The sequence below is a fragment of the Rothia santali genome (assembly GCF_024199905.1).
GTDB classification, from domain to species: domain Bacteria; phylum Actinomycetota; class Actinomycetes; order Actinomycetales; family Micrococcaceae; genus Rothia; species Rothia santali.
Map to the genome: position 1 here is coordinate 70,210 of NZ_JANAFB010000014.1, position 11,320 is coordinate 81,529.

Annotated in this window: 8 protein-coding genes, 2 pseudogenes and 1 riboswitch; of the genes and pseudogenes, 3 read left to right on the forward strand and 7 right to left on the reverse strand. The window is 74.0% G+C overall.

Translation table 11 applies throughout. The features are described 5' to 3' along the window. Nucleotides 1–237 precede the first annotated feature (237 nt). From NBM05_RS07480 to thiM, 4 genes and pseudogenes are all read right to left on the reverse strand, one after another. Nucleotides 238–1,668 (reverse strand): aminobutyraldehyde dehydrogenase, encoded by a 1,431-nt coding sequence (locus NBM05_RS07480; RefSeq protein WP_254166250.1) that lies wholly within the window; start codon nucleotides 1,666–1,668, stop codon nucleotides 238–240. Nucleotides 1,669–1,810: 142 nt separating this feature from the next. Next, nucleotides 1,811–2,260: pseudogene (locus NBM05_RS15880) on the reverse strand (TenA family protein); the annotation flags it as partial. A 130-nt stretch (nucleotides 2,261–2,390) separates the two neighbouring features. Beyond that, nucleotides 2,391–4,004 (reverse strand): bifunctional hydroxymethylpyrimidine kinase/phosphomethylpyrimidine kinase, encoded by a 1,614-nt coding sequence (gene thiD, locus NBM05_RS15655; RefSeq protein WP_309248136.1) that lies wholly within the window; start codon nucleotides 4,002–4,004, stop codon nucleotides 2,391–2,393. Then, on the reverse strand, nucleotides 4,001–4,864 hold the full coding sequence (gene thiM / locus NBM05_RS07505; protein WP_254166253.1) for a hydroxyethylthiazole kinase: 864 nt from the start codon (nucleotides 4,862–4,864) through the stop codon (nucleotides 4,001–4,003). The genes thiD and thiM overlap by 4 nt, the downstream gene beginning before the upstream one ends. Beyond that, nucleotides 4,855–4,954: riboswitch (TPP riboswitch) on the reverse strand. It overlaps the preceding gene by 10 nt. An 897-nt stretch (nucleotides 4,955–5,851) precedes the next feature. On the opposite strand from thiM, the pseudogene NBM05_RS07510 reads away from it, so the two are divergent. Further along, a pseudogene (locus NBM05_RS07510) lies at nucleotides 5,852–7,105 on the forward strand (aldehyde dehydrogenase family protein); the annotation flags it as partial. Between the two features lie 392 nt (nucleotides 7,106–7,497). Here NBM05_RS07510 and NBM05_RS07515 read toward each other — a convergent pair. Further along, entirely contained in the window at nucleotides 7,498–8,322 is an 825-nt protein-coding gene (locus NBM05_RS07515; protein WP_254166254.1) for a PhzF family phenazine biosynthesis protein, read from the reverse strand. 109 nt (nucleotides 8,323–8,431) lie between these two features. On the opposite strand from NBM05_RS07515, the gene NBM05_RS07520 reads away from it, so the two are divergent. After that, nucleotides 8,432–8,893: a MarR family winged helix-turn-helix transcriptional regulator gene (locus tag NBM05_RS07520; protein WP_254166256.1), complete on the forward strand. Its 462-nt coding sequence runs from the start codon at nucleotides 8,432–8,434 to the stop codon at nucleotides 8,891–8,893. A 373-nt stretch (nucleotides 8,894–9,266) separates the two neighbouring features. Here NBM05_RS07520 and NBM05_RS07525 read toward each other — a convergent pair whose 3' ends face one another. Next, on the reverse strand, nucleotides 9,267–9,464 hold the full coding sequence (locus NBM05_RS07525; RefSeq protein ID WP_254166258.1) for a hypothetical protein: 198 nt from the start codon (nucleotides 9,462–9,464) through the stop codon (nucleotides 9,267–9,269). A gap of 279 nt (nucleotides 9,465–9,743) precedes the next feature. Between NBM05_RS07525 and NBM05_RS07530 the strand changes: the two genes are divergently transcribed. Further along, nucleotides 9,744–10,319, forward strand: coding sequence for a DUF6790 family protein (locus NBM05_RS07530; RefSeq protein WP_254166260.1), 576 nt, complete (start codon nucleotides 9,744–9,746; stop codon nucleotides 10,317–10,319). Between the two features lie 14 nt (nucleotides 10,320–10,333). On the opposite strand, the gene NBM05_RS07535 is transcribed toward NBM05_RS07530, so the two are convergent. After that, on the reverse strand, nucleotides 10,334–11,116 hold the full coding sequence (locus tag NBM05_RS07535; RefSeq protein WP_254166261.1) for an HNH endonuclease family protein: 783 nt from the start codon (nucleotides 11,114–11,116) through the stop codon (nucleotides 10,334–10,336). Nucleotides 11,117–11,320 lie beyond the last annotated feature (204 nt).

Genomic DNA, 11,320 nt, shown 5'->3' on the forward strand with positions numbered 1-11,320 from the left:
AGACCGGCACCGAGCTGGCGACGCCGCCCGGGACGACCTTGGCGCGGCGCTCGGCGAGCTCCTGCGAGCGGGGGCCGGGGAACTGCCCGGTCAGGCGGATCTCCTGGGGGAGGCGGTAGGTGATCTCAGACATGGTCGGTGCTTCCTTTTCGCTGATGAGTTCTGTGGTGGACGGGCCGCGACCCGGGCCGCCGACGTCGAGGTCGGCCGCCCGGGTCGCGCTCCGGCGGGGGCGGGTCAGGCCGTGAGGTCGTGCATCACGTGCTTGACGCGGGTGTACTCCTCGACGGCGTACTGCGAGAGGTCCTTGCCGTGGCCGGACTCCTTGAAGCCGCCGTGCGGCATCTCGGCGGCCAGCACGACGTGGGTGTTGACCCACACGCAGCCGAAGTCCAGGTCGCGGGAGACCCGCATCGCGGTGCCGTGGTTCGAGGTCCACACCGAGGAGGCCAGGGCGTAGCGGACGTCGTTGGCGAGCTCCACGGCCTCCTCCTCGGAGGAGAAGCCCTGGACCGTCAGCACGGGCCCGAAGGTCTCGTCCTGGACGATCGCGTCGTCCTGGCGCACCCCGGAGACGACCGTCGGCGCCACGAAGAAGCCCTTCTCGCCCAGCTGCCTCCCGCCGGTCTCGACCACGGCGTGCTCGGGCAGGGCCTTGAGCTTGTCCATGACCGTGGTGAAGTGGTTGACGTTGTTCAGCGGGCCGAAGTAGTTCTCCGCGTCGTCCTCGGAGCCGGTCGCGGTGTCCTCGGCGGCCGCGACGAGCAGCCGCGTGAACTCCTCGCGCACCGACTCCTCCACCAGCACGCGCGTCACGGCGGTGCAGTCCTGGCCGGCGTTGAAGTAGCCGAAGTCGGCGAGCATCCGCGCGGTGCGCTTCAGGTCGGCGTCGGCGAACACCACGGCCGGGGCCTTGCCGCCCAGCTCGAGGTGGGTGAGCTTGAGGTCCTCGGCGGCCGCCTGGGCGACCGCGCGGCCAGCGCGCACCGAGCCGGTGATGGCCACCAGGACGGGCGTGCGGTGGCCGACCAGCGCGGCGCCCACCCCGCCGTCGCCCAGCACGATGTTCACGACGCCGGCCGGGAAGATCTCCGCGATCAGCTCGGCCAGCACCAGGGTCGACTCCGGCGTGGTGTCCGAGGGCTTGAGCACCACGGTGTTGCCGGCGGCCAGGGCGGGGCCGAGCTTCCACACGGCCATGTCCAGCGGGTAGTTCCACGGCGTCACCTGGGCGACGACGCCCACCGGCTCGCGGCGGACGTAGGAGGTGTGGTCGCCGACGTACTCGGTCGCGGCCTTGCCCTCGAGCGTGCGGGCCGCGCCGGCGAAGAAGCGGAACTGGTCGGCGCCGCCCACGATCTCCTCGGAGGTGATGGTCGCGCGCGGCTGGCCGGTGTTGCGGTGCTGGGCGTCGGCCAGGCGCTCGGCGTTGGCCTCCATCGCGTCGGCGAGGTCCAGCAGCATCTTCTGCCGCTCGGAGGGAGTGGTCCGGCGGAAGGTCGTGAAGGCGCGCTGGGCGGCCGCGAAGGCGGCGTCGATCTCCTCGGCGGTGGAGATCGGCGCCTCGGCGACCTTCTCGCCGTTGACGGGGTTGACGATGTCCAGGACCTCGGTCGCGGAGGAGTCGACGAACTCGCCGTCGATGAAGTTCTTGAGTCGGGTGGCCACGGTGCTCTCCTGTGGTGGTCGGTGCTGACGGGGGCCGATGCCGGCGCGGGGAGGGGCGGCTGCCCGCCTCCCCCGCGCCGGCCGCCGCCTCCTCCACCAGCACGATCGCGGCCTGCGTGGCCTCGGCGAACGCGGGGTCCCCGTATTCCGCGACCCACGCCCCGTACGGGTGGCCCTCCACCGCGGCCGCGCGCCCGGCCAGGTCCGCGCCCACCTCGGCGTAGATCCAGAAGCAGGGCAGGACCGCGGCGGCGCCGACCTCGTACGGCTCGTAGGCGCACGCCGCCATCAGGGTGTGCATGTAGCCGCGAGTGGTCGGCGAGGGCGCGCTCGGGCGATCGATCCCCGCCAGCGCCGGGTCGCTCATGAGCTGGGAGTGCAGCGCCTTCTCCTCGGCCACGGCCGTCTGCGCGCTGCCGGCCCAGAACTCGGCGGCCGCCGGGGTGGGGGCCCTGCTGGCCAGCAGGGCCATCGCCCGCGAGTAGCCGGAGAGGTAGAACGAGTCCTGCTGGAGGTACTCGACGAAGGTCTCCGGCTCGAGCGTCCCGTCGGCCAGGCCGGTCAGGAAGGGCAGGGACCGGACGCGGCCCATGATCTCGGCGGCGTCGGACCAGAGGGAGGCGGTGAAGGCGCCGGTCTCCCAGCGGAGCGGGCGGAGGGGGGCGAGGGTCTCGGGGTTCACGGGGATCTCCTGAAGGGGTCGGGCGGATGCGGGGCGGCGGTCAGCGCAGGGTCTGCGCCAGGTGGTTGACCGGGCCGTGGCCGGCCTCGGGCGTGCGGGAGAGCCGCCACGCGGCGCCCTCGGACAGGGCCCGGGTGAGGAACTCCTTGCCGGAGCGGACCGCAGCCGTGAGGGCGGCGTCGTCGAGCCCCGGGGACTCGAGCCCCGGTGACGCCGTCCCGCTCGACTCGGCGCCGGCGGGTGCGCCCGCCGTCCGCGCCCGGGCCGCGAAGGCCGCCACGGCCGAGGAGAGGGTGCAGCCGGTTCCGTGGGTGTTCCGGGTCGCGACGCGGGGCGCCGCCCACTCCAGGACCAGCGGCGCGGCCCCGTCGCGGGACAGGGCCAGGACGTCCACGGCCTCACCGCGGTCCAGGTGCCCGCCCTTGAGCAGGACCGCGCGGGGGCCGAGGCCCAGCAGCTCGACCGCCGTCTGGCGCATGCCCGCGACGTCGTCCGCCTCCTCGACGCCGCCCAGCAGCGCCGCGGCCTCGGGCAGGTTGGGGGTCACGACGTCGGCCAGCGGCACCAGCTCGTCGATCAGGACGCGCGCCGCACCGTCCTCGAGGAGGGCGTCGCCGCTGGTCGCGACCATGACGGGGTCCAGCACGAGCGTGCCGAGCTCGGGGCGGCGGGCCGCGAGCACCCGGGCCACCGCCCGGACCGTCGCGGCCCCGCCGAGCATGCCGATCTTGGTGGCGTCCACCGGGACGTCGTCGAGCACCGCCTCGATCTGGGCCGCGCAGAACTGCCCGGGCACCTCCAGGACACCCCGCACCCCGACCGTGTTCTGGCTGGTCAGCGCGGAAAGGCAGGCCATGCCGTAGACGCCGAGCGCCGAGAAGGTCTTCAGGTCCGCCTGGATGCCGGCCCCGCCCGAGGGGTCGGAGCCGGCGATGCTGAGCGCGGTGGCGGGGCGGGCCCCGGCCGTCATCGCCGGCCTCCCGCCGCGTTCAGGGCCGTGCGGGAGGCCCGCAGCAGCGCGGCGGCGGCCGCCCGGGGTCGGGCGCCGCGGCGATCGCGGAGACCACGCACAGCCCGTCGACCGGGACGCCCGCGAGCAGCGACGCGCTCGAGGCGCCGATCCCGCCGATGGCCACGCTGGCCAGGCCGCCGGCCCGCGCCAGCTCCGCGCACTCGGCGACCCCCTCGGCCCCAGCGGCGCGGCGGCATCGGTCTTGGTGGGGGTCGCCCAGACCGGGCCGATGCCGACCAGGTCCGCGAGCCCCTGGCCCACCGCGCGGCGCGTCTCCTCGGGGGTGGAGACGCTGAGCCCCACCATCAGGTCGGGGCCGAGCGCGGCGCGGGCCTGCTCGACCGCGGCGTCGGACTGGCCGACGTGCACGTGCAGGCCCAGCTCCGCGGCGACGGCCAGGCGGTCGTTGACCACGAGCGGGACGCGGCGCCCCGTCTCCTCCTCGGCGCCGGCCAGGGCGGCGGCGCAGGCGCGTGCGAGCCGCTCGAAGGCGGCGTCGTCGGCCTGCTTGTCCCGCACCTGGACGACCCCGACGCCGCCCAGCGCGGCCGCCCGGACCACCTCCGGGACGCGCTCGGGGCCGCCGCACAGGGCGGTGTCGGTGACGAAGTACAGGGAGAGGTCGATGCCGGCGGGGATCATCGGGCGCCCTCCGCGGCGGACGGGAGGCCCGCCTCGTGCTCGAGGGTCACCAGCTCGGCGACGCCCGCGCCGTCGAGGGCGTGGATCGCGTCCAGCCACTCGGCGTGGAAGGAGCCGGGGCCGCGCGCAACGCGGCCGGCCAGGACGCCCGCCGCACCGAGGTGGGCGTGCGCGGCGAGCACCGCCGCGTGCCGGGACAGCCCGTGCGCCCGGGCCGCGCCCAGGTAGGCCGCGACCGCCGCGCCCAGCGAGCAGCCGGTGCCGATGACCAGCGGCATGAGCGCGTGACCGCTCGTCAGCCACGTGGTCCCCTCCTCGGAGATCACGACGTCGCGCTCCCCCGAGACCGCGACGACGCCCCCGGTGCGCCCCGCGAGCTCGGCCGCCGCGCCGAGGGCGGCCTCGACCGGGTCGGTCGAGTCGACCCCGCGGCCGCCGGCGCTGCGGCCGGCCAAGGCGGTGACCTCGCTCGCGTTGCCGCGGATCGCGTCCGGGCGCAGGGCCAGGACCTCGCGGGCGAACTCGGTGCGCGGCGGCAGCCCGCCCACGGCCACCGGGTCCAGGACCCACGGGATGCCGGCCGCGTGGGCGACGTCGAGGGCCGCGCGGTAGGCGAGGAAGTTCTCCGCGGAGGGATTGCCCACGTTGACCAGGACGCCGTCCGCCCCCGCGGCGAACAGACCCGCCTCCTCGGGGCTGTCCACCATGGCCGGGGCGGCCCCGATGCTCAGGAGGACGTTGGCGCTGATCTCGCGGACCACGGAGTTGGTCATCGCGTGGACCAGGGGATTCTGCCGACGGACGGCGTCGACGCACTCGACGATGGCGTCCGGGCCGAGGGGTGGGCGTGAAGTCGTCATGGTGACGGTCCCTTCGCTAGTGCTGGCTAGATCAGGTTCAAAGGGTGTGATCTCAGCCCCGGCCTGCGCGGGGCACCCCTTGTCACTGGCGCGGGCGGCGTCGTCGCGCCCGCTGCCCTCCAGCCTAGCGATCCGGCCCGCGGGACGACGTATTTCACTCCCGGCATGCCTATCCACAAGAGTTACCCACAGTGTGGAGAACTTACACGGGCGTGGTTCGTGATAGCCGTCATGAGACGGTCGATGCGCTCTGGGAGAACCTCGGCGGCCTCCGAGGTCCCGCACGGCGGGGGTTTGGAGTGCTCTCGGCGTATACGACGAGAGGCATGTGGACGGCGAGGGCCCTTCGACCCCCACTTTTCCAGCACATTCATCCACACCTGTGGATAAATCTCTGCACAATCCGTGGAGAACTCGGCGGTACATCCCGAGCGCCTGTGGACGATTGTGGATAAGCTGCGGTTTCTGTGGACGACGCCCGCGGGCCGGACTGGGGTGCGCACCACCGCTCCGATCCGCATGATCCCGGGGTGGAGAGGCGTACCGCGCTCCCACGGAGGGCCTCGCGGCGCAGAGTGTGCACAGCTCTTATCCACAGGTGACGACGCGAGGCGCGGCCCGTCCACACCGATGGTGTTCGAGCCCTCCCGGCACCGCGAAAACCCCGGCTTCATCCGCTTTTCATGCCGCGGACACCCCCTCGTCGCGAAATCGCCTCGCAGACGTGTTCGATGTATGCACACCGATACCCACAGATGTGGATAACCTTCTCCACCGGTGTGGAGCACTGCGACCCGTAGGCCTGCGCCTCCTCCCCGGGGTCCATTGGGTTGATAGGGTGACGAGTAACCAGCACCTGTTAGCTGCGTCACGATGCGGGGGTCTCGTGGGCGACGCCGACGTCGCCGGGACGGCACGCGGGCCCTCAGCATCCGTGGGCCCTCAGCTTCCGGGTGCAGCGCCGCACCGACCGTCAGAAGGGACGCCATGACCGCCTCGAACACCCTCTCCACCGTCCGGGTCACCTCGTCGGAGGAGGTGGGGTACGTCGTCGCCGACGCCGCCCGCGCCTACGCCGCGTGGAAGCGCACCCCGCCCCGCGAGCGCGCCCGCGTGCTCGACGCGATCGCCGACGCCCTCGACGCCGCGGCCGCAGCCCTCGTCCCCATCGCCCTGCGGGAGACCCGCCTGCCCGAGGACCGCCTGACGGACGAGCTCACCCGCACGACCTTCCAGATCCGCCTCTTCGGCGAGACCCTGCGCGAGGGCGGCTTCCTCGACGCCCGCATCGACCACGCGGACCCGGAGTGGCCAGCCGGCGCCCCCCGCCCCGACCTGCGCCGGATGAAGGAGCCGCTGGGCCCGGTCGCGGTCTTCGCCGCGAGCAACTTCCCCTTCGCCTTCTCCGTGGCCGGGGGCGACACGGCGTCGGCGCTCGCCGCGGGCAATCCCGTCATCGTCAAGGTCCACGCCGGCCACCTGGAGCTCTCCCGCGCCACCGCCGAGGTGGTCTCCGCGGCGATCGAGGGGGCCGGGGCGGACCCCGCGATCTTCTCGCTCGTCTACGGCACGGAGGCCGGCCGGCTGATCGTCACGGCGCGCGCCGTCAAGGCCGCCGGCTTCACCGGGTCCATCCCGGGCGGCCGGGCGCTGTTCGACCTCGCCCAGAGCCGCCCCGACCCCATCCCCTTCTACGGCGAGCTGGGCAGCAACAACCCCGTCTTCGTGACCCGCGGCGCCGCCGAGACCCGGGCCGAGGAGATCACGGAGGGATTCATCGAGTCGGTCACCGGCCGCATGGGGCAGATCAGCACCAAGCCCGGGACGCTGATCGTCCCCCGCGAGTCCCGGATCGTCGAGCTGCTGCGGGAGGCGGAGCTGCCCGGCGCGGCGCCGATGCTCAACGACCGCCTGCACGAGGAGTACGAGCGCACGCTGGCGCAATTCAGCGCGCGGCACGGCGTCGACCCCCTGCGCGGTGGCCGCTCGGGCGCGGTGCGGCCCGGGGCGGACCCCGCCCCGGCCATCCTGATCACCCAGGCCGACTACCTGCGGGCCAACGCCCGGCAGCTGCTGGAGGAGTGCTTCGGGCCGGCCTCGCTGGTGGTGACCTACGGCGAGCAGGACGACCTCGCCGAGATCGCGGCGCTCTACCCGGGCCAGCTGACCGCCGCGGTCCACTCCGAGCCGGACTGCGACGTCGAGGGGCTGCTGGAGGTGCTCGCGGAGAAGTCCGGGCGCGTGCTGTGGAACCAGTGGCCCACGGGCGTGTCCGTGAGCTACGCGCAGCAGCACGGCGGGCCCTACCCCGCCTCGACCGCGCCGGGCACGACGTCCGTGGGCCCGGCCGCGATCGAGCGCCTCCTCCCCCCGGCGGCCTACCCGGGCCTCCCCCAGGAGCGCCCGCCCCAGCCGCTGCGCGACGACAACCCGTGGGGCTGCCCCGGCTGGTCGACGGGCGGCCCGAGAGGGCCTAGCCGCAGCCGGGCCGCCGGGCCGGGCCGGGCCACCGGGCCGGGCCGGGCCATCGACCGGGACGCCTGTCAGCCTGGCCAGGGCGCCCGTCAGCCTGGCCGAGGCGACGGGCAATCTGGCCGGGGTGCCGGGCGCGGCGCCCCGGCGCGCCGCGGACGTCAGACGTGGATCTCGCCGCGGACGCGCACGGTCGCCCGGCCGCCCACCCAGACCTCCCGGCCGTCGTCGTGGATCTCGACGCGGCCGGCCCGCCCGACCTGGCCGCCCTGGGCCGCGGTGTACCGGGCAGGCACCAGGCCCCTTCCCCGGAGCCACTGCGCGATCGAGCCGTTGAGGCTCCCGGTGACCGGGTCCTCGCGGCCGATCGCGAAGGCGCGCACCTCATAGGCCGTCTCGGCGCCCTCGGGCTCGAGGCCGACGAGGCCGAACTTCAGCCCGTGGTCGTGCGAGGAGACGGCGGCGCGGCGCACGGCGTCGGCGTCGCGCAGCTGCAGGATGCGCCAGCCCGGGCCGTTGTCGCCCCAGGCGGCCGCGACGACGTCGTCGGCGGAAAGCTCCAGCAGCGCCGCGACCTCCTCGACCTCCGCCGCGGAGAGGGGGCCCTCCCGGAGGAGGGGCGGTGTGGCGAAGGAGAGCAGATCGCCCTCGCGGCGGACGGGGACCAGGCCCGCCTCGCACTCCTGGACGATCTCCGCGCCCCGGGCCGGCTCGTGCCCCAGGTCCAGCCAGGCGCGGGCCGTGCCCAGGGTCGGGTGGCCGGCGAAGGGCAGCTCGCCGTGGGGCGTGAAGATCCGGACGCGGTAGTCCGCCCCGGGGCGCGTGGGGCGGAGGAGGAAGGTCGTCTCGGAGAAGTTCGTCCACGCGGCGATGCGGGCCATCTGCTCGGCGCCGAGGTCGTCGGCGTCGGCGACGACGGCCAGCGGGTTCCCCGTGAAGGGACCGGTGGAGAAGACGTCGATCTCGTGGAACGGCAGCGTGGTCATGGCATCCTCTCGGTTTGGGCTCGGGACCGATGCTAGCAACGCTCCGCTATCATGGGCTGGCGGCGCGGGCACGGGTCGCCGAGGCAGGACGAGGGTTCGGGAGGGCACCATGGACGACGCGGCGCCGGAGGATCCCCTGGCCCTGGAGAGCCAGATCTGCTTCGCGCTCTCCCTGGCCTCGCGCAGCATCGTGGCGGCGTACCGGCCGGTGCTGGAGCCGCTGCGCCTCACCCACCCGCAGTACCTGGTCATGCTCGCCCTCTGGGAGCGCGACCCCCTCTCGCTCAAGGAGCTCAGCCGGAAGCTGGGCATGACCCCCGGCACCGTCTCCCCGCTGGTCAAGCGGTTGGAGACCCTGGGCTACGTGCGGCGCGAGCGGCACCGGGACGACGAGCGATCGCTGGCGATCCTCCTCACCGACGCCGGGCGCGGCCTCCGCCGGCGGGCCGAGTCGATCCCCGGGACCATGATGGAGCGGCTGGGCATGGACGTCGAGGAGCTGACGACCCTGCACGCGAGCATGCTGAAGCTGATCGCGGCGGCCCGCGCCTCGGGGGACCTGCCGGGCTGACACCGTCGGGTGCGGAGGGCCGGAATCCTCGTCACGAGGCGCAGATGTCCTGCCGCGTACTACGCATTTTCGGAGGTTTGCTTCCGGTCATCGACTCCGCCGCTCTCCGGTCCGTCGGCGCGCTCGCCTCGGCACCGCGGGGCTTCGATCGGGTGACGCGCTCGCTTCGGCACGGACCGATCTTCGGAAGGAAACCTCCGAAAATCGCTAGCACGCGGCAAGACACACTGCTCCGACGCCGCACGGGACGTCCCGGCGGCGCTCAACTCGGGCAGCGCTCACCTCGGGCGGCGCCGGGATCCGCCGGCGGCTCAGGCGTCCTGGCTCTCGCCTCGCCAGCGACTCGGGCGCCCTGCCCTGGCCCAGCTGCGGATCAGGCGCCCTGGTCCTGGCCGCGCAGCCACTCGCGGTGCAGGGCGCGACGCCGGTCGTACTCGCGCTTCTCGCGCAGCCGGGGATCGCTCGCGGAGCTGCCCTGCGGCGGCCCGACGACGTGCAGGAGGAGGAAGATCAGGCGGGACCTGATGCGGAAACCCCAGGTGAAGGCGTCGTCCCCAGTCGGCTTCTCCACGTTTCCATCCCCTCGGCTCGGTCCGCGCAACGTTTTGTGCACCAATCATTAGTGTACCCATCGCGGCCGCGTGAGGCGTGCACCTCCGGATTCGCACTAGTCAACGCGTTGTCACGAATCGAATTAATGGCGTCCGGTACTGACCCGCGGCCCCGTCGCGCACTATCCTCGGCCTCAGCGAGCCGATCCCGACCCGCCCCACCACCTCTCGGCCGGTCGGCGCCCGGGCGCATCGCACAGGAGCGGCTCCCCGAGAATTCCCGGAACGGAAGCCCCGCCATGATCTCCACCGTCATCTCGGACGTCCTGTCCGCCGTCATCGGCAACTACATGACCAGCTGCTTCGTCCTCGGGCTCCTCGTGGCCGCGGTGCGCGTGGCCCGCCTGCGCGAGGGGCGCACGGCGTCGGCCGTCAGCGGCATCTTCCTCGACACGTTCCTGCTCTACGGCCTCGGGGTCGCGATGGCCATCAACTTCGTCATGCACTCCGTCTTCGGGGACTTCGCGGCGCGGACGATCGGCTGGGCGCAGTCGCCGTTCCAGCTCGAGCTCGCCCTCTCGAGCCTCGCCTTCGCCCTGGTGGCGATCATGGCCTACGGGCGCGGCGCGCAGCTGCGGGCGAAGGCGGCGGTCGTGATCGGCGCCGTGATCTTCGGCCTCGGCGCGGCCGGCGGCCACATCTACCAGTCGGTGGTGAACCACGACTACGCCGTGAACAACACCGGGCTCCTGCTCGTCAGCGACATCGCCATCAACCTCATCGGCCTGGCCTTCCTCGTCTGGCACGCCGCGGCGCGGCGGTCGGCGCGGGCCGAGGAGCGGGTGGTCGCGGCGGAGACGCTGCCGGCCGCCTGAGCGCGCCCCGCGACTCAGCAGGCGGCCAGGACCCGGCGCATCGCCGCGCTCTCGTCGCTGTCCACCGTGAGGTGGTACTTCGCCTTCACGTGGATCTGGCGGCCGACGTACTCGCAGCGGTACGCCGCGTTGCCCGGGAGCCACTCCGCGGCGCTCTTGGCGCCCTTGGAGTTGTTGGTCGGCCCGTCGACGGCCAGGAGGTTGTCCGGATCGTTGAAGAACTCCACGCGCTCCGCCTCGTCCCAGGCGTACGCCCCGGAGTACCACGCCTGCGCCGCCGCGACGACGTGGTCGATCTGCACCTCGGAGGAGGTCTGCGCGCCGCGGGTGAAGCGGATGTCCTCGCCCGTGTAGGGGTCCTTCAGCACGCCCGTGTCGACGCGGCAGCCGTCGGAGGCCACGACGTCGTCGAGGTCCCGCTGCAGGATCTCCTGGCGGGTGTCGCAGGAGTCGCCGTCGAGGTCGCCCCAGCCGCCGCCGAACCGCTCCCGCTGGTACCCCTCGCGGACCTCGGCCGCGACCTGCAGGCCGTCCAGCTCCCGCAGGGCCTCCTGGGCGCTCAGGGAGGTGGGCTCGGGGGCCGCCTGCCCACCCGAGAGGTCCAGGTCCCCGGTGGCCCACCGGATCGCCAGGACCACGAGGAGCACGACGCCGACCAGCGCCATCGCGATGACCCGGTTCTGGCGGCTGACGCGGCCGCGCGGGGCGCCGCCGCGGCCGGAACGCGGAACGCCGCCGCGACCTCGGATCGGGCTGCGGCGCGGGCCGCCGCTGCGGCCGTTGGTCCGGGGTGACACGGGCGGGCTCCTAGTGCGATCGCTCGAGAAGACGGGACGGACGTCCCGTGGACATCATGGTATCCGGGCCGGGGCCCCGCGCCTCCTCCCCCGAGCGCACGGCCCTCCCTGCGAGGGCACGGCCCCTTCCGGCAGGCCCGCCGCGGCGGGCACCGGTCGACGGCGGGCGCCGGCCCGGCCCCGGCCCGTCTCTCTTTCCCCTCG

Bases quoted from the DNA above. Each gene is read 5' to 3' on its own strand.
- NBM05_RS07520 (WP_254166256.1), top strand. From the start codon at position 8,432: ATGGACGACGCGGCGCCGGAGGATCCCCTGGCCCTGGAGAGCCAGATC.
- NBM05_RS07530 (WP_254166260.1), top strand. From the start codon at position 9,744: ATGATCTCCACCGTCATCTCGGACGTCCTGTCCGCCGTCATCGGCAAC.
- NBM05_RS07515 (WP_254166254.1), bottom strand. From the start codon at position 8,322: ATGACCACGCTGCCGTTCCACGAGATCGACGTCTTCTCCACCGGTCCC.
- thiD (WP_309248136.1), bottom strand. From the start codon at position 4,004: ATGATCCCCGCCGGCATCGACCTCTCCCTGTACTTCGTCACCGACACC.
- thiM (WP_254166253.1), bottom strand. From the start codon at position 4,864: ATGACGACTTCACGCCCACCCCTCGGCCCGGACGCCATCGTCGAGTGC.